Here is a 16,427-nt window from a genome sequence, read left to right on the forward strand (position 1 = left end):
GGCCGGTCCGGGACCTCGACGGCCGGGCGGTCCGCCGGCTGCGGCCCGGCCGTCCCCGCGGGCGCGCCGCCCGACCGCCGGGAGGCAGCCGCGGGCACATGCCGCGACAGCCACATGGCGTCCGCCAACTCCTCTGCGGTGAGCCTCAGTTCCGCCTCGCGCAGCCGCGCGACCAGCGCGATCAGTGCCAGGGGCGGGACGGCCGGGCTCACCAGGTCACCGCTGCCGGGTGTCGAGCGGACGTATCAGCAGCTCGGCGATCTCCTCGCGGCGCCCGGCGTCCGCACGAATCGCCTGCTGCGTGAGGTAGATGGCATTGAGGAGCTGGTCGGTGGGCCGCAGCTCGCCGTCGCCGTCCTCGCGGGTGAACCGGGCGATCAGATCGAGGTTCCGCTCGTCGGATCCGGCTCCGAAGTGGGCCTGCACCATGGCGGCGAGCCGCTCGTCGCGCGGCGGGTCGAGGTGCAGATGGATGCAGCGGCGCAGCAGCGGGGCGGGGAAGTCACGCTCTCCATTGCTGGTCATCACCACGAAGGGGAAGGCATGGCAGCGCACCCGGCCGTCCTTGACGGGCACCCGCCGGCCGTCGTCGGTGAGCACCCGCACCTCGTCCTGGCCGGGCCGGTCGGCCATCCGCTCCAGCTCGGGAAGGGCGAACTCCCCCTCCTCCACCACATTCAGCAGGTCGTTCGGCAGATCGATGTCGCTCTTGTCGAGCTCGTCGATGAGCAGGACGCGGGGCAGCTCGGCCGGCAGCAGCGCGGTGCCGAGGGGGCCGAGCCTGATGTACCGGCCGATGTCGTCGGACCCACGCCCGGATCCCCGCTCGGCGAGCTGGGCGTCCTGGAGCCGGCCGATGGCATCGTAGGTGTACAGCCCGTCCTTGAGCTCGGTGCGGCTGACGATGGGCCACTGCAGGACCCGGCCGAGCCCGAGTTCGTACGCGACGGAGTGCGCGAGCGTGGACTTGCCGGAGCCGGGCTCGCCGGTGACGAGGAGCGGACGGCGCAAGTAGAGGGCGGCGTTGATGAGTTCGAGGGTCTCGGCGTCCTGGGCGGGCGGGGCGGCCACGCGCGCGCCGAGCCGCCGCGTCGACGAACTGTCGATCGGCGGCGCCGGATCGGGCAGCGGCTCTCCGGAGAAGGAACGCCAGGGGGGCGGCGGCGGCAGTCGGCGGATCCGGTCCGGATCCGGTGCCCCGACGCCCCGGTAGATCAGCCAGTCGTCCATCGCTCGCTCCTCGTAGGCGGTCGGTGGGCGGACCGGTGGGCGGACCACTTCTGTCCTGTACCCACCGGCCTGCCGTCCCATACTGCGTTTCCGGCGGACGGCCCCCGGACCACCGGCAGGTAAGGCAGGTCGGCCACAGTGCCCGGCGAGGACACTGCGAGGCGAACCCGCACGGCCCGGGTGCGGCTCCTCATGGGGAGTCCAGCGGTCCGGTGTCGTCGGCGGGCAGAGGGCGGCTCGGGTCGTCGTAGAGCATGGCCACCCCCTCCGCCCAGTGGCGGCTGTTCCTCGATCCGCTGATGTCGTCCCTGATACGTCGCAGCCGGTCGGGCAGCTCACTGGCGCCCGCACTCTGCCCGAGCAGCTGGGCCGCGCCCCGGTGCAGGTCCTCGCAGAACTCCGTACAGCCGTGGTCGGGATGGCCGTCGGTGTGCCACAGAGCGATGCCGTGGCCCGCCTGAAGGGCCATGCCGATGGCTCTCCGGCCGACCCCGCTGCCCGCGGGCCTGCACAGGACGGGCACGGCGGCCGGCGGCATGTCCTCGAAGTGGCGGGGCCTTGGGACCTGTCGCTGCGGCGGGGCGCGAAAGGCGGAAAGCGCATCGGAGGCGGCCAGCCCCTCCCAGCGGCGCTGCCAGACCGCATCCGGTTTTCCTCGTCTCCCGAGGTCGCGCAGCACCACCATCCGCCGTACGCCGACATACGCAGGATGGTGCAGCCGGGCCATCTCGGTGAGCTGCCAGCGGTGTACGGCGGTGTCGAAATGGTCGACGGGCAGGGCGACTTCGAGCGGGGCCGGGACGGCGGGCGAGTCTACGGACGCGAAGACCTCGTCCAGCGGGCCGCGCAGCCGCTGGATGAGCAGCTCGGGTGGGACGCCGTCGCCGGTCTGCTCCTCGTGCAGCGGCTCGTTCACGTCCTGGCCGTCGTCGACCCGTATCCGCCAGTAGAAGCGGGTGGGCCGGGCGTCGCAGACCGGCTCCAGCTCGACGATGACGACGGCGGACCCGTCACCGTGCCGCGGATAGCGGACGACGATACGGCCTTGACCCTCGGGCGTGCGCGGGTGCAGAAGTCCGGGCGGCAGCGTCGCCTGAGTGACCACGGTGTGCACGATGCGGGGCACTTCCTGGAGTCTGCGGGCCACCCAGTCCGCGAGCGCCACGGGGTCGCCGCCGCGGCTGCGTTCGTACTCCACCACCAGCTGGAGGTAGTGCAGCGCGGCGATGGCGGCGACGGGCTGCCCAGCCTCGTACAGCAGGCCGTGTCCGTCGCGCCAGCTGCGCGGCAGGAGCTGGCCGGGCGGTGACGCAACACCGCCGCGGGCCTTCTTCGCGAGCTCCACGACGGGCCGGATGGCAGCCGGCGGGTGCACACCCGCGAGCAGGAACAGCGCCTCGCGCCGGTCGCGGGGACTCCACCACTGGTCACCGCTGGTATGCACGCCGGCGCCCGGGAGCTGGTGCTGGCGCTCGATCCAGTTGTGCCCGGTGACCTTCGGGGACTGGCCGTGCCAGCGGTCGTGCGCGGCCATCAGCACCTGGTACGTGGATCCGAACCGGCGCAGTGCGGTGGCCGCGATCGCCATGCCGCCGTCCCGGCCGGCCCGGCGTGACTTGAGAATGCCGACGACGGCGCCGGTGTGGGCGTCGAGCACGGGCGAACCCGAGCCGCCCTTGGGGAACTCGGCCTCCGGCCGAAATCGCATCCCGTAGTCGTCGTCGAAGCCGTTGATCGTGGCGGCGGCCTTCCAGCGCACGGCGCGCTTTTCGGCTCCCTCTTCCTGCTGCTCGGGCCGGTAACCGTGGACGATGCCGCGGCCGCCGGGGTAGTCGGTGCGGTCGGTGAGCCAGACGCACTCGTGCTCGACGTGCGGGTCGACCAGCCTGACCAGCGCGAGATCCTGCTCGACCGGTACGCGCTGCTCGGCGCGCGGCTCGCCGTCGAGCAGCCAGCAGTCGAGCCGGGCCTGGAGCGGCTCGCCGTCGTTCACCTCGCTGCCACGGAGGTGGAAGATCCGGTCCCGGCCGCCCTTGAGATGGGGAGCGAGTACGTGGGCGCAGGTCAGGACCCAGCCGGGCGCGACGAAGAAGCCGCTGCCCCACATGGCCGCCGGCTCGTCGTGTACGGGCGAGAAGTGGACGGTGGCGGCGCGGGTGAGGGCGTCGATGACGGAGTCGCAATCGCTCATGCCGTGTCATCGCTCATGTCGTTCTGTTGACCCTTGAGCTTCCAGGTGAGCGTGACCTGGACCGACGCCTTGGCCTCCCCGGCAGCGAGCACGGCAAGGGCGACACCGGACTTGGCGGTTAGCTCGACGCCGAAGCTGACGCTCGCCTCGTCCGGCTCGGCAGCGGCCGCGGCCTCCAGCACCGAGGCGCCGACCCCGGTGATCAGCTGCTGGAGCTGCTGGACCTTGGCGGTGGCGTTCTCGACGAAGCCGACGTCCTCGTCGTCCTCGCCGTATCCGCCGCCCGCGGTGGACAGCCGGGCGAGCACGACGGCTCCCCCGGGCAATTCGATCTGCTGGACGCGTGCGTTCACGGTTCCCCCCGTCTCCACGGCCAACTGGCCCCGGCGCTGGCGCACTTGGGCGGTGTGCGAATGGCGACGACGTTACTGGCCTGCACGGTTGCAGGGGAGAGTCAGAAGTCGCCGTAACCTGAAGAGGTAGAGCCCGTCCGTACCAGGAGCATGTCTTGTACTTCACCGATCGCGGCATCGAGGAGCTGGAGAAGCGACGCGGCGAGGAGGAGATCACTTTCGAGTGGCTCGCCGAGCAGCTGCGCACTTTCGTCGACCTCAACCCGGACTTCGAGGTGCCGGTGGAGCGCCTGGCCACCTGGCTGGCGCGACTGGACGACGAGGACGACGACGAGTGACGAGTAGGGGGCGCGGGGTGGTCCCTGCCTAACCGGCCTCGATCGACCCGCCCCGTTGCCTCGTTCCGGCCGACGCGCCCGGCTCCCGTCGCACCCGGTCGTACACCAGGCTGAGCGCCCCGTTCGCGACCAGCACCGCGCCCGCCGCCGCCCAGCCCAGGCCGGCGGGGCGGCGGGCGAAGCCCCAGGCCAGCAGCGGGACGCCCGCCGCCAGCTGGGCAGCCCCGAGCAGGCGGGCCCTCGGGCCGCGGAGCCAGCGGCCCAGCCGGCTTTCCTCGACCGCGTGGAGTTCCGCCCGTACGGCATCGCGCCAGCCTGACCACTCCACCGTCTCCGCGCCCAGCTCGCGGGCGGCCGACCTCAGCCGGTCGGCCGGTTCGCCCGGGGACAGACCCGCGGGAAGGGCGAGCCCGGTCCGCGCCAGGACCGCGATCAGGCCGAGCAGCCGGGCCCGCGCGTCCGCTTCCGGGTCGGGCCGAGCGAGCGGCTCGAGCGCCTGCAGATCGAGTACGGGATCGAGGCCGAGCCGGGCCGCGAACGTCTGCATCGCCTCGTCCTCGCCGACCGGCGTGCCGTCCGCGAGCCAGGTGTAGCCGACGGGCCTGCGGAAGCCGGACGCCAGGGTGAATCCGGCCCGGTCGCCGTCCCACCACAGGGCGAGCACCGGCCAGTTCGCGGCCACGGCGAGCGCGACCGCCCAGCCGGCCAGCACCCGGTCGACCGGTTCGCCGCCGTCCAGCCAGGGCTTCCCCTCGGGGACGAGGACGCTCCACCGCTGCCCGGCCGGGGCGAGGAGCTGGTGCTCGCGCAGCAGATGGGCCGCGGGCCCTACGGCAGCCGGTTCGGCCCGGCACAGCAGCAGCGCTCCCACGGGTGTCGGATTCATGGCCCATACGCTAGGCCAGTTTGTCCGCATACGACGCTCAATGCCCGCCCACCAGCCCGGCATAGTGCTTGACATCCCACAACCGCGATATATCGTGTTCAGCAGAAGACGCGATATGTTGCGTCGCAGCCGCCTCGGGAGGTCAGCACCATGGCAGAGTCGACGTGGGAAGTCTCTGAGCCCAAGAAACTCACCTTCGACGACCCTGTGACAGCACTCAATGTGCGCATCGTCAATGGAACGGTCAACGTCGTGGGCACCGACAATGGTTCCGCCCGCCTCGAGATCTCCGAGATCGACGGCCCCCCGCTGATGGTCACCCAGCAGGGCACCACACTCACCGTCGCCTACGAGGACCTGCCCTGGAAGGGCTTCCTCAACTGGCTCGACCGCAAGGGCTGGCACCGCAGCGCGGTCGTCTCCCTCGCCGTCCCGGCCGGTTCGGCCGTCGAGGTCGGCGTCGTCGGCGCGGGAGCAGTCGTATCCGGGATCCGGGGAACGACGGCCGTACGCGGCGTCAGCGGCGACACCACGCTCGTCGGGCTCTCCGGCACGGTCCGCGCCGACACCGTCTCCGGGAATCTGGAGGCCCAGTCCGTCACCGGCGATCTGCGCTACAACTCCGTCTCCGGCGATCTGACGGTGATCGAGGGGGCAGGCTCGTCCGTACGGGCCGAATCCGTCAGCGGCGACATGGTCATCGACCTCGACCCGGCGGGCGGGCCCACCGACATCCGGCTGACCACGGTCTCCGGCGAGGTCGCGATCCGGCTGCCGCACCCCGCGGACGCGCAGGTCGAGGCGAACACCGCGAGCGGCTCGGTCTCCAACGCCTTCGACGACCTGCGGATCAGCGGACAGTGGGGCGCGAAGAAGATCACCGGAACGCTGGGCGCCGGCACGGGCACGCTCAAGGCGACGACAGTGTCCGGTTCGATAGCGCTGCTCCGCCGGCCGCCCTCGGAGGACGAACCGTACGACGCAGCCCCGACCGGAAAGGTGCTCTGACATGCCGCCCGTCTTCGCCCATGGCCGTCTGCGGCTGTATCTGCTGAAACTCCTGGACGAGGCTCCGCGCCACGGCTACGAGGTGATCCGACTGCTGGAGGAGCGCTTCCAGGGGCTGTACGCGCCGTCGGCCGGAACGGTGTACCCGCGGCTGGCCAAGCTGGAGACCGAGGGTCTGGTCACGCACGCCACCGAGGGCGGCCGCAAGGTCTACTCGATCACCGACGCGGGCCGCGAGGAACTGGCCGGACGCAGCGGCGAACTGGCCGACCTCGAACTGGAGATCCGCGAGTCGGTCTCCGAGCTGGCCGCGGAGATCCGCGACGACGTGCGCGGGGCCGCGGGGAAGCTGCGCAGCGAGATGCGCGCGGCGGCGACGGAGACGCGGACGACGTCCGGCACGGAGAAGGACTGGGGCGACAAGGAGTCGTGGCGGGCGGCCAAGGAGGAGCTGCGCAAGGCCAAGCAGGAGTGGAAGGAGCAGGCGCGCCGCGCGAAGGACGAGTCGCGCCGGGCCCGCGAGGACGCGCAGCAGGCGCGCCGCCAGGCGAAAGAGGCGCAGGAGACGGCCCGTCGGGAGATGCAGCGCATCGCCAAGCAGGTACAGGACCAGGTGCAGGACCACTTCGCGCGGGGCGACTGGCCGACGGGCGTACGGGAGGGCCTGTCGGAACTGAGCGCGCAGTTGGGCAGCCTGGCCCGAGGCACGACCACGGCGCCGGCCCCTGCCCCGGCCCCGGAATGGGCGAAGGACACGACGGACTCCGACGACCCGGCACGCGACCCGGCACGCGACCTGGACCGCTTGCTGGACCGCTTCCGCGACGACATCAGGGACGCGGCGCGGGACCAGGGCGTTACGGCCCGACAACTGGCGGAGGCGAGGAGCCACTTGTCCACGGCAGCGGCCCACATCGGAGCGCTGCTGCGGAAGCCGGAGGCGTAAGGCCGCGTCTGCGGCTCTCGGGGCAGCCCGGGACCGCGGGGCGCGGGCCTTGGGTCGACCGGGGTGCGCGGGACCGCGGGTTCGTTTGGTCGGGGCGCCCGAGCCGCGGGGCTCGGGTTCGCTTTCCCGGCAGCCCTGGGCCGCAGGGCGGGGGCCTTGGGTTGACCGGGGTGCGCTGGACCGCGGGGCGCGGGCCTTGGGTTGACCGGGGTACGCGGGACCGCGGGGCGGGGGTTCGCTTGGCCGGGACCGCGGGGCGGGGGGCTGGGGCCGCTCCGGGGCTCGTATTCTGGACTGCTTTCCTCACTGCGCTTCGCGCGAGTTGCGCCGCTTTACGTCCAGAACACGACCCCTGCGCGTCCCCCTGCACCCGAACGATTCGAGGCATCCAGCGCCCCGACGCCGGCCCACCTGGGGGCCGGACCAGCGGTGCGGAGCTGCCGTTCCCCGGGGTGTGGGGGCGTCAGCCCCCATGTCCCCCTGGGGGCCGGGGGCGCCGCCCCGGTTTCGGGAACGGTCGCGGGGTGGGGGACAAGCACCCGCACCCCGTACGCCCGCACCCCGGATCACACCATCACCCCGCACCCCGCGCCGCCCCGCCCCCGTACATCACCCGCTCCACCGCCTCGTACGTCGCCCCGTGATCCGCCAGCACTTCCGCCACCACCCCCCGCCGCGCCGTCAGCGCCAGCAGTAGATGCTCGCCGCCGATCTCGCGGTCCCCGCGGCCCGCCGCGATGCGGAGCGACTGCACCAGCGTGCCCTTTGCCGCCGCGCCGAAGGGGCGCCGGCGCGACCACCGCTTATTCGACGCCACGCCCGCCTGCAACGCCCCTGCCCCATGCGTCTCTTCGACCCTGGAGACGATCTCGGCCACATCGATCCCGAGCCCCGCCAGCGCATCCGTGTCCGCCTTCGACAGACCGGCCTGCCGCCGCGCGTCCGCCAGTGCGTCCTCCACCGACCCGCGCCGGTCCATGATCCCCAGCGCCGTGAACGCGAACGCCGTCCGCGTCCCCTCCTGGTCGAGGAGCGCCAGTAGCAGGTGCTCATCGGTGACCGACTCCGCGCCCGCCCGCTCCGAGTGGCCTACCGAGCCCGTCACAACATCACGGGCGTCCTTGGTGAAGCGCTCGAACATCACTGCCTCCCGTACTTCTTGTGTACGGCCTGCCGGCTGACACCCAGCTCGGCCGCGATCTCCTGCCACGACCAGCCCTGATTGCGGGCACTTCGCACCTGTACGGCTTCGAGCTGTTCGAGAAGTCGCCGCAGCGCGGCGACCGCCCGCAGCCCCACCCGTGGGTCACGGTCACCCGCCCGCTCGGCGAGATCGGTTGCTTCGGTCATGAGTGTCAACCTACATTGACAACTGGCTACCGTCAACCGTCGTTGACAGATCGTGGCGTACGAGGTGTGGCGGTTACGGCGATCCGCGCCCCCGGCCGGGCAAGGACCCGCACCGTCCCCGGTCTGCCCGCCGGCACCGTCCGGGTGCTCGTCCAGGCCGGGCCGTGCACGGCGATGCGCCAGCCGGCAGGGCGAGGAGGCAGGGAAACCTCCGTCATGCCCGGCCGCGCGGAGGCCCGGTACACCAGTCGGTACATCCCGTTCCCCGGGTCGTAGGCGTCGGACGCGACCCGCCCCGCGACAGCCGCCGCGTAAGGCGCCGCGGTCTGCTCCTTGTTCGCGCGGAACAGACCCCGGTCGTCGACCGCGCAATAGCCGCCGCCGTAGCACCAGACATAGCTCGCCCACCCCGAGCTGTAGCGGTTCAGGGAAGCCAGCGCCTCGCGGTAGAAGCGGCCCATGTTCGGAAGGGAGTTGTTGAGGGGGCCCCACTCCCCCACCACGACCGGGATCCGCTGCTCCTTCGGGTACGCGGTGACGGCCGCCTCGTACGACTCGATCCAGCCCGCAGCCGGGTCGTAGTCCGCTCCCGCCTCCATCGCCGCGTTGTAGAAGTGCGGGGCGTAGACGACCTTCGGGTCCTCGATCCTGCCGAGGCCCGTGGGGACGCCTTCGCCCACGATCGGGGTCGGCTCGACGAAGAGCCAGTTGCCGTCGTCGGCCGAACGGACCGCGTCCGCAAGGCGGTTGTACATCGGTGTGAGCTGATCACGTTCGATCCGGCGGGCGGCGGCGGGCAGATCCTCGCCCGCGCGCAGCTCCCCCATCGGCTCGTTGATCAGGTCGTAGCCGAGGACGGCCGGATGGTGATCGAAGCGTTCGGCGATGACCCGCCACATCCGCGCCTGCGCCCGCCGCAGGTCCGCGTCCTCGTAGAGGTGGGTGAAAGCACGTTGCACAGCGGGTTCGAAGTACTCGGAGAACCAGTCGTCCGGGTGCGCAGTGAAGGGCAGTCCGTCGGTCCTCGTAGCCCACTCCGGGATGCCGCGATGCCCGAAGGCAGGGCCGAACACATCCTGGTGGGCGTCGATGAGCACTTGGACGTCGTATTTCCGCGCCCAGTCCAGGATCCGCTCGATCTTGCGCAGATAGACCACGCTGTAGTGGCCCTGCCGGGGTTCGAGGTCGTCCCAGAAGATCAGCAGGCGGGCGAAGTTGAACCCCTTGGCACGCATGTCGCCAAAGTGCTTCTCGGTGATGGCCGAGAGCGCCCGCTCGCCGCGGTTCGCCTTGTCCTCGACGTTCCAGCCGCGCAGGGTGAGGGTCCGGCCGCGGTCGTCGGTCAGCCGCGGGATGCCGGCCGGGCCGCCGGGGTCCGCGGCGGCCGGAGCCCCCGCGATCCCCACGACCCCCGTGAACAGCAGAAGAGTGCAGCAGACTGCCACAAGTGCCCGGATCGTTCGGCGCGTTCGCATGGGACGGATCCCATCAGCGCAACTGACGGTCCATCAAGAGGGCGTCAGCACGATCTTTCCGAAGAGGTCGCCGCCGGCCATCCGCTCGAAGCCTTCCCTGGCCCGGTCCAGCGGCAGCACTTCGTCGATCACCGGCCGTACGCCTGTGGCCGCGCAGAAGGAGAGGAGATCCTCCAGCTCGTCCTTGGAGCCCATCGTCGAGCCGACGACCTTCAGCTCCAGGAAGAAGATCCGGGTGAGTTCGGCGTGCGAGGGGCGATCGCCGCTGGTCGCGCCGGAGATCACCAGCGTGCCGCCGGGCCGCAGCGACTTGACCGAGTGCGACCAGGTCGCGGCGCCGACGGTCTCGATGACGGCGTCCACCCGCCGGGGCAGCCGCGCGCCCGGTTCGTACGCCTCCTCCGCGCCGAGTTCGACGGCCCGCTTGCGCTTGGCCTCGTCGCGGCTGGTGGCGTACACCCGCAGTCCGGCCGCCTTGCCGAGGACGATCGCGGCGGTGGCGACGCCGCCGCCCGCGCCCTGGACGAGGACCGAATCGCCGGGCCGTACCCCGGCGTTGGTGAAGAGCATGCGGTACGCGGTGAGCCAGGCGGTCGGCAGGCAGGCGGCCTCCTCGAAGCTGAGCTCCCTCGGCTTGGGCAGCAGATTCCAGGTCGGGACGGCGACCTGCTCGGCGAAGGTGCCCTGATAGCGCTCGGTGAGGATGGAGCGCGGCTCGTCCGGACCGACACCGTGCCCGGTCTGGCCGATGACGGAGTGGAGCACCACTTCGTTGCCGTCCGCGTCGATGCCCGCGGCGTCGCAGCCGAGGATCATCGGCAGCTTGTCCTCGGCGAGGCCGACGCCGCGCAGCGACCAGAGGTCGTGGTGGTTGAGTGAGGCGGCCTTGACGGTGACGGTGGTCCAGCCGGGGCGGGCCTCGGGGGCCGGGCGTTCACCCAGCTCCAGGCCGTTGAGCGGGGCTTCACGGTCGATGCGTGCGGCGTATGCGGCGAACATGACCTTGAGGGTAGGGCGGGCCGGTGCCGGGCGGAACCGCGCACCGGTGTGACACGCGTCCCGCCTGCCCTTGCGGCGGTCCCTGCGCCGATCTCTGCGCCGGCCGCCCCGGATCCACCCGATCGGAGGCACCCCGGCACGGATAGGGCGCCCGGCAGCGGCGCCCGTCAACAACGACGGGCCGCGCCGGACCCCTTCCAGGGATACGGCACGGCCCGTGACGTACGTACGAGTGGCGTCAGCGCCTGGCGACGCCCTCGGCGCGCGCGGCCGCGGCCACCGCCGCCGTGACAGCCGGGGCCACCCGCTCGTCGAACGGCGACGGGATCACATAGTCCGCCGCCAGCGCGTCGCCCACCACGTCCGCCAGCGCGTTCGCCGCGGCGATCTTCATGCCCTCGGTGATCCGGGAGGCCCGCACCTGGAGTGCGCCCGCGAAGATGCCCGGGAAGGCCAGCACATTGTTGATCTGGTTGGGGTAGTCGCTGCGACCCGTCGCCACCACCGCGGCGTACCGGTGCGCGACATCGGGGTGCACCTCCGGGTTCGGGTTGGCCATGGCGAAGACGAAGGCGCCGGGCGCCATCGCCGCGACCGCGGACTCCGGGACCGTGCCGCCGGAGACACCGATGAAGACGTCCGCGCCGGCCAGCGCGCTCTCCAGCGAGCCGCTCAGCCCCGTCCGGTTGGTGATCTCCGCGAGCTCCTGCTTGACCGGGGTGAGGTCCTCGCGGTCCGGGCTGACGATGCCCTTGCGGTCGGCCACGGCCACATCGCCGATGCCCGCCGCCAGCAGGAACTTCGCGATGGCCACGCCCGCCGCGCCCGCGCCCGAGATGACGGCGCGCAGATCACCGAGACCGCGCCCGGTCAGCTTCGCGGCGTTGCGCAGCGCGGCGAGGGTCACCACGGCCGTGCCGTGCTGGTCGTCGTGGAAGACCGGGATGTCGAGCCGCTCCTGGAGCCTGCGCTCGATCTCGAAGCAGCGGGGGGCCGAGATGTCCTCGAGGTTCACTCCGCCGAAGGACGGCGCGAGCCGCACGACGGTCTCGATGATCTCGTCCGTGTCCGTCGTGGCAAGCGCGATCGGAACCGCGTCCACGCCGCCGAACTGCTTGAAGAGGATGGCTTTCCCCTCCATCACCGGAAGCGACGCCTCCGGTCCGATGTCGCCCAGACCCAGCACCGCGGTCCCGTCCGTCACGACAGCGACGACCTGGGACTTCCAGGTGTAGTCGTAGACGAGCTCCGGCCGCTCGGCGATCGCGCTGCACACCTTGGCGACACCGGGTGTGTACGCGAGGGAAAGGTCGTCCTTGTCACGCACCGGCACCGTGGCCTGGATGGCCATCTTGCCGCCACGGTGCAGCGCGAAGGCCGGATCGAAGGGCTCCTCGGGAGCTCCCTCCGACCCGTCTCCGCTGTCGCTGCGAGGATTGACGATCTCCGCTGCCATTTGGTTGACCCCTTAAGTCTTCATCAGTTGAGGGTGGCCACTCCTGGTTGAGGAGGGGTGGGCGGGCACCGCGTCCGTGCCCCGCCTCGGCGGTTGGCCCGCCTGGCAGGGGGAGGTACGTACGCGCGGGCGCGCCGCACACGCGCCCTGAGCCCCGGATGAGGGGTGTAAACGTCCTTCTTACCGGACCGAGGCGTCGGCGACGAGTCGGTATCCGCCTGCTGACATGACTCATTGCCGAATATCAGGACACGTCAAATTTTGCGCCCGGAGATCCGTGCGCAACGCGTGGCGGGCCGCAGATCTTCCGGTCGGAAGAAGGCATTCCCGTGAAAGGTCCGGCCTTGATGTACCGGCCTCGTGGGGTTCGGGGGTGTCCCGTTACCCGATTTTGACATGCGCGGTCCCCTGTTTGGGCTAGTCCGAATGGCAAGATGCCGAAAACACACAAGGTCGCGACACTCGAAGATGAGTACAACGACCGAAATGTCCGAACCCTCACCCGCCGGAGGACCCCGATCATGACCGCAAGCAACACCCGTCGTACGACCGCAGCCAGGTCCCGGATCGCAGCGGTCGGCGCGATCGCGGTCGCCGGCGCTCTGCTGCTCACCGCCTGTGGTGACCAGACGAGCTCCGGCTCGAGCACCAAGGAGTCCGACGGCACCTCGACCGGCGCCGCGCTCTTCGACAAGCTGCCGAAGAAGTACCAGGACGCCGGCGTGATCAAGGTCGGCACGGACGCCGCGTACGCTCCGATGGAGTTCGAGGAGGGCGGCAAGATCGTCGGTATCGACCCCGACATCGCCGCGGCCCTCGGCAAGCAGCTGGGCGTCAAGTTCCAGTTCACCAGCGGCACCTTCGACGGCCTGATCTCGTCGCTCAACAGCGGCCGGCAGGACATCGTCATGTCCGCCATGAGCGACACCAAGGCCCGCCAGCAGGGCCTGGACGACAAGGGCAAGAAGGTCGGCGAGGGCGTCGACTTCGTCGACTACTTCACCTCCGGCGTCTCGCTCCTGGTCAAGAAGGGCAACCCGGACAACATCAAGTCGCTCGACGACCTGTGCGGCAAGAAGGTTGCCGTCCAGCGCGGCACGACCTACGAGGACACCTTCAAGACGCAGGCCGCCAAGTGCAAGACGGACGGCAAGGGCGCGCTGGCCATCGAGGCGTTCGACACCGACGCCGAGGCCCAGACCCGTGTGAAGTCCGGTGGCGCCGTCGCCGACCTCAACGACTACCCGGTCGCCGCGCACATCGCGAAGACCGCGGGCGGCGGCAACGACTTCGAGGTCGTGGGCGACCAGACCGAAGCCGGTCCGTTCGGCATCGCCGTCGACAAGGACAACGCGCAGCTCCGCGACGCGCTCAAGGACGCCCTGAACGCGATCATCAAGAACGGCGAGTACGAGAAGGTCCTGGAGAAGTGGGACGTCAAGAACAGTGCCGTGACCGAGGCGACCATCAACGCCGGCAAGTAATTTCGGCGTTCTCGCCTCAAGCGTTCACTGAAGGGCAGTCACTGTGACTGACAAGTTCGACAAAACGCCCGCCGACGAACCACCAGCGGACTCGACGGTCAGTAAGGGGGCCTTCACCCCCCCTGAGCAGATCAAGGCCATCCCGGTACGGCACTGGGGCCGCTGGATCAGCGGCGTCGTCGTCGTAGCTCTGCTGGGCCTGCTGGTGTACTCGTTCTCGCAGGGCGACATCAACTGGGACACGGTCGGGTCCTTCATCTTCGACGACCGGATCCTGGCGGGCATGGGCAACACGGTGCTCATCAGCGTGCTGTCGATGCTGATCGGCCTGATTCTGGGCGTTGTCTTCGCGGTCATGCGCCTGTCGAAGAACCCGGTGACGGGCGCGGTTGCCTGGCTGTACATCTGGTTCTTCCGCGGCACGCCGGTGTTCGTGCAGCTGCTGCTGTGGTTCAACCTCGCGCTGATCTTCCCCGTCCTGAACTTCGGGTTCTACAAGGACGAGACAGTCGACGTCATGACCCCGTTCGTGGTCGCCCTGCTGGGCCTGGGCCTGAACGAGGGCGCCTATATGGCCGAGATCGTCCGGGCCGGCATCCAGTCGGTCGACGAGGGCCAGAGCGAGGCGTCGCACGCGCTGGGCATGCCCGCCGGCAAGACCATGCGGCGGATCGTGCTCCCGCAGGCGATGCGGGTGATCGTGCCGCCGACCGGGAATGAGTTCATCAACCTGCTCAAGACCTCGTCCCTGGTGTCCGCGGTGCAGTACACCGAATTGCTCCGCGCAGCGACGAACATCGGCTCCACGTCGTTCGCGGTCATGGAGATGCTGCTGGTGGCCTCGGTCTGGTACCTGGCTCTGACCAGCGTCTTCAGCGTCGGCCAGTTCTACGTCGAGCGGTACTACGCTCGCGGGTCGCTGCGGCAGCTGCCGCCGACGCCGTGGCAGAAGGTCAAGGCCAACATGCTGTCCCTCACAAGCCCCAGGGGGGTGTGACATGACCGCCATGGTGAAGGCCGAGGGCGTCCACAAGTCCTACGGTCCAGCGCACATCCTCAAGGGCATCGACCTGGAGGTCGCGCCGCGTGAGGTGTTCTGTCTGATCGGCCCGTCCGGGTCCGGTAAGTCGACCTTTCTGCGGTGCATCAACCACCTGGAGAAGGTCAGCGCCGGCCGGCTGTCCGTCGACGGCGAACTCGTCGGGTACCGCCAGAAGGGCGACAAGCTCTACGAGCTCAAGGACAGTGAGGTCGCCCTCAAGCGCCGCGACATCGGCATGGTCTTCCAGCGCTTCAACCTCTTTCCGCACATGACGGCCATCGAGAACGTCATGGAAGCGCCGATCCAGGTGCGCGGCGAGGCCAAGGCGGTGGCCCGCGCCCGGGCCGAGCAGCTGCTGGACCGAGTGGGACTGAGTGACAAGGCCAGGAGCTACCCGTCCCAGCTCTCCGGCGGCCAGCAGCAGCGCGTCGCCATCGCCCGTGCGCTGGCGATGGAGCCGAAGCTGATGCTCTTCGACGAGCCCACCTCCGCCCTCGACCCCGAGCTGGTGGGTGACGTCCTGGACGTCATGCGCGGCCTGGCCGAGGACGGCATGACGATGATCGTCGTCACGCACGAGATGGGCTTCGCGCGTGAGGTCGGCGACGCGCTGGTCTTCATGGACGACGGCGTGGTGGTCGAGTCGGGCCACCCGCGCGACGTACTGACCAACCCGCAGCACGACCGAACGAAGTCGTTCCTGTCGAAGGTGCTCTGAGCGGGACCGAGGACAGCGGTACTGAAGACGGCGGTACGCGAAAGGGCGGTACGGACCAGGGGTCCGTACCGCCCTTTCGCGTCCCCGCGGCTACTTGAGGGCGAGCAGCAGGGTGTCGGAGGGCGAGGCCCACACGGCGCGCGCCTCCCCGAACCCGGCCGTGCGCAGCGTCTGCGCGTGCCAGTGCACGGACGGCATCTCCCCGTCCGCGTGCTCGCCATAGATCTCGTAGCGCTTCGCCGTCGGCTCCGCGAGAACGGGGTCGTTGGCGGCCAGCGCCCACCAGTCGGCCCAGTCCAGCGCGCCGGCGGCCTTGGCGCGGTCCATCTGCGCGTGCCGCTGGGCGCGCTCGGCGGCGTTGATGCGCGGGGTGGCGCTGTCGATCATGTGGTCGGCGTTCATGAACACGCCGCCTTCCCGGACGACCCCGGCGATCTGCCCGTACAGCGCGGTGAGCGGCTCGGTGTGCAGCCAGTGCAGCGCGGTGGCGGTGAGCACGGCGTCGTAGGAGTCGTACGGCAGCTTCGCGACCCAGCCGGGGTCCTTCAGGTCGGCCGTGACGAAGGTGACCCGCTCGTCGCCGTCGAAATCACCCCGGGCGATGGTCAACAGAGCGGGATCCAGATCGACCCCCGTGCTGGTGGACTTCGGGAACCGCCGGAAGAGCCGGTCCGTGATACTTCCCGTACCGCAGGCGAGGTCCAGCACTCGTGGTTCGGGGCCCACCAGGGCCTCGACCATGTCCAGCATCACCCGGAACCGCTCCTCACGGTCGGGCATGTACCACTCCTGCTGCCGGTCCCAGCTCTCCTGCCAGGCCCGCCAGTCGGCTCCCGCTCCCGCACCTGCGTCCGTGCCCGTACCCGTCACCGTCTCCGACACCGGAACCCTCCCGTCCGTAATACCCTCGAAGCTGCAGCAGCTGTTACGCCACACTAGAACGCCGCGGTA

At 70.5% G+C, this 16,427-nt stretch carries 17 protein-coding genes; 6 read left to right on the top strand and 11 right to left on the bottom strand.

The window, feature by feature from the left end; all coding sequences use genetic code 11:
* The 4 genes from J7E87_RS18180 to J7E87_RS18195 form a co-directional block, all read right to left on the bottom strand.
* A partial coding sequence (locus J7E87_RS18180; RefSeq protein ID WP_215095225.1) for a hypothetical protein occupies positions 1–212 on the bottom strand: 212 nt, incomplete at its 3' end.
* Positions 213–216: 4 nt separating this feature from the next.
* Entirely contained in the window at positions 217–1,230 is a 1,014-nt protein-coding gene (locus J7E87_RS18185; RefSeq protein ID WP_215095227.1) for a MoxR family ATPase, read from the bottom strand.
* A gap of 190 nt (positions 1,231–1,420) precedes the next feature.
* Positions 1,421–3,421: a trypsin-like peptidase domain-containing protein gene (locus tag J7E87_RS18190; protein ID WP_215095229.1), complete on the bottom strand. Its 2,001-nt coding sequence runs from the start codon at positions 3,419–3,421 to the stop codon at positions 1,421–1,423.
* Positions 3,418–3,774, bottom strand: a complete 357-nt coding sequence (locus J7E87_RS18195) for a CU044_2847 family protein (protein ID WP_215095231.1) — start codon at positions 3,772–3,774, stop codon at positions 3,418–3,420. The genes J7E87_RS18190 and J7E87_RS18195 overlap by 4 nt, the downstream gene beginning before the upstream one ends.
* 155 nt (positions 3,775–3,929) lie before the next feature.
* On the opposite strand from J7E87_RS18195, the gene J7E87_RS18200 reads away from it, so the two are divergent.
* On the top strand, positions 3,930–4,112 hold the full coding sequence (locus J7E87_RS18200) for a DUF6104 family protein (protein WP_128381182.1): 183 nt from the start codon (positions 3,930–3,932) through the stop codon (positions 4,110–4,112).
* A gap of 28 nt (positions 4,113–4,140) precedes the next feature.
* Here the strand turns inward: J7E87_RS18200 and J7E87_RS18205 are convergent, their stop codons facing one another.
* Positions 4,141–4,998, bottom strand: coding sequence for a hypothetical protein (locus J7E87_RS18205; RefSeq protein WP_215095233.1), 858 nt, complete (start codon positions 4,996–4,998; stop codon positions 4,141–4,143).
* Positions 4,999–5,148: 150 nt separating this feature from the next.
* Between J7E87_RS18205 and J7E87_RS18210 the strand changes: the two genes are divergently transcribed.
* Both J7E87_RS18210 and J7E87_RS18215 read left to right on the top strand, forming a co-directional pair.
* Positions 5,149–6,006, top strand: a complete 858-nt coding sequence (locus J7E87_RS18210; RefSeq protein WP_215095235.1) for a DUF4097 family beta strand repeat-containing protein — start codon at positions 5,149–5,151, stop codon at positions 6,004–6,006.
* Between the two features lies 1 nt (position 6,007).
* Entirely contained in the window at positions 6,008–6,952 is a 945-nt protein-coding gene (locus J7E87_RS18215) for a PadR family transcriptional regulator (protein ID WP_215095236.1), read from the top strand.
* A gap of 574 nt (positions 6,953–7,526) precedes the next feature.
* Here J7E87_RS18215 and J7E87_RS18220 read toward each other — a convergent pair.
* The 5 genes from J7E87_RS18220 to J7E87_RS18240 form a co-directional block, all read right to left on the bottom strand.
* Positions 7,527–8,093, bottom strand: a complete 567-nt coding sequence (locus J7E87_RS18220) for a Clp protease N-terminal domain-containing protein (RefSeq protein WP_215095238.1) — start codon at positions 8,091–8,093, stop codon at positions 7,527–7,529.
* The gene (locus J7E87_RS18225; protein ID WP_018571396.1) at positions 8,093–8,302 is read right to left on the bottom strand and encodes a helix-turn-helix domain-containing protein; all 210 of its coding nucleotides are present in this window, start codon (positions 8,300–8,302) and stop codon (positions 8,093–8,095) included. The genes J7E87_RS18220 and J7E87_RS18225 overlap by 1 nt, the downstream gene beginning before the upstream one ends.
* A 32-nt stretch (positions 8,303–8,334) precedes the next feature.
* The gene (locus J7E87_RS18230; RefSeq protein WP_215095240.1) at positions 8,335–9,777 is read right to left on the bottom strand and encodes a glycoside hydrolase family 5 protein; all 1,443 of its coding nucleotides are present in this window, start codon (positions 9,775–9,777) and stop codon (positions 8,335–8,337) included.
* 33 nt (positions 9,778–9,810) lie between these two features.
* Entirely contained in the window at positions 9,811–10,776 is a 966-nt protein-coding gene (locus J7E87_RS18235; RefSeq protein ID WP_215095242.1) for a zinc-binding dehydrogenase, read from the bottom strand.
* A gap of 238 nt (positions 10,777–11,014) precedes the next feature.
* Positions 11,015–12,232, bottom strand: a complete 1,218-nt coding sequence (locus tag J7E87_RS18240) for an NADP-dependent malic enzyme (protein WP_215095244.1) — start codon at positions 12,230–12,232, stop codon at positions 11,015–11,017.
* Positions 12,233–12,753: 521 nt separating this feature from the next.
* Between J7E87_RS18240 and J7E87_RS18245 the strand changes: the two genes are divergently transcribed.
* Genes J7E87_RS18245 through J7E87_RS18255 form a run of 3 tightly spaced genes read left to right on the top strand, consistent with a single transcriptional unit; the run spans position 12,754 to position 15,476 of the window.
* Positions 12,754–13,716 (top strand): ABC transporter substrate-binding protein, encoded by a 963-nt coding sequence (locus J7E87_RS18245; protein WP_215095246.1) that lies wholly within the window; start codon positions 12,754–12,756, stop codon positions 13,714–13,716.
* 43 nt (positions 13,717–13,759) lie between these two features.
* The gene (locus J7E87_RS18250; protein WP_215095248.1) at positions 13,760–14,713 is read left to right on the top strand and encodes an amino acid ABC transporter permease; all 954 of its coding nucleotides are present in this window, start codon (positions 13,760–13,762) and stop codon (positions 14,711–14,713) included.
* Positions 14,714–14,723: 10 nt separating this feature from the next.
* Positions 14,724–15,476 (top strand): amino acid ABC transporter ATP-binding protein, encoded by a 753-nt coding sequence (locus J7E87_RS18255; RefSeq protein WP_215095442.1) that lies wholly within the window; start codon positions 14,724–14,726, stop codon positions 15,474–15,476.
* A gap of 90 nt (positions 15,477–15,566) precedes the next feature.
* On the opposite strand, the gene J7E87_RS18260 is transcribed toward J7E87_RS18255, so the two are convergent.
* Complete coding sequence (locus J7E87_RS18260) at positions 15,567–16,358, bottom strand: class I SAM-dependent methyltransferase (protein WP_308312968.1); 792 nt, start codon at positions 16,356–16,358, stop codon at positions 15,567–15,569.
* Positions 16,359–16,427: the final 69 nt, after the last annotated feature.

Source organism: Streptomyces sp. ISL-1 (assembly GCF_018614585.1).
Taxonomy (GTDB): Bacteria; Actinomycetota; Actinomycetes; order Streptomycetales; family Streptomycetaceae; genus Streptomyces; species Streptomyces maoxianensis.

What these genes read in the sequence shown, in the direction of transcription:
- J7E87_RS18185 (WP_215095227.1), bottom strand. Translation starts at nt 1,230, where the DNA reads ATGGACGACTGGCTGATCTACCGGGGCGTCGGGGCACCGGATCCGGAC.
- J7E87_RS18190 (WP_215095229.1), bottom strand. Translation starts at nt 3,421, where the DNA reads ATGAGCGATTGCGACTCCGTCATCGACGCCCTCACCCGCGCCGCCACC.
- J7E87_RS18205 (WP_215095233.1), bottom strand. Translation starts at nt 4,998, where the DNA reads ATGAATCCGACACCCGTGGGAGCGCTGCTGCTGTGCCGGGCCGAACCG.
- J7E87_RS18210 (WP_215095235.1), top strand. Translation starts at nt 5,149, where the DNA reads ATGGCAGAGTCGACGTGGGAAGTCTCTGAGCCCAAGAAACTCACCTTC.
- J7E87_RS18215 (WP_215095236.1), top strand. Translation starts at nt 6,008, where the DNA reads ATGCCGCCCGTCTTCGCCCATGGCCGTCTGCGGCTGTATCTGCTGAAA.
- J7E87_RS18220 (WP_215095238.1), bottom strand. Translation starts at nt 8,093, where the DNA reads ATGTTCGAGCGCTTCACCAAGGACGCCCGTGATGTTGTGACGGGCTCG.
- J7E87_RS18225 (WP_018571396.1), bottom strand. Translation starts at nt 8,302, where the DNA reads ATGACCGAAGCAACCGATCTCGCCGAGCGGGCGGGTGACCGTGACCCA.
- J7E87_RS18230 (WP_215095240.1), bottom strand. Translation starts at nt 9,777, where the DNA reads ATGCGAACGCGCCGAACGATCCGGGCACTTGTGGCAGTCTGCTGCACT.
- J7E87_RS18235 (WP_215095242.1), bottom strand. Translation starts at nt 10,776, where the DNA reads ATGTTCGCCGCATACGCCGCACGCATCGACCGTGAAGCCCCGCTCAAC.
- J7E87_RS18240 (WP_215095244.1), bottom strand. Translation starts at nt 12,232, where the DNA reads ATGGCAGCGGAGATCGTCAATCCTCGCAGCGACAGCGGAGACGGGTCG.
- J7E87_RS18245 (WP_215095246.1), top strand. Translation starts at nt 12,754, where the DNA reads ATGACCGCAAGCAACACCCGTCGTACGACCGCAGCCAGGTCCCGGATC.
- J7E87_RS18255 (WP_215095442.1), top strand. Translation starts at nt 14,724, where the DNA reads ATGGTGAAGGCCGAGGGCGTCCACAAGTCCTACGGTCCAGCGCACATC.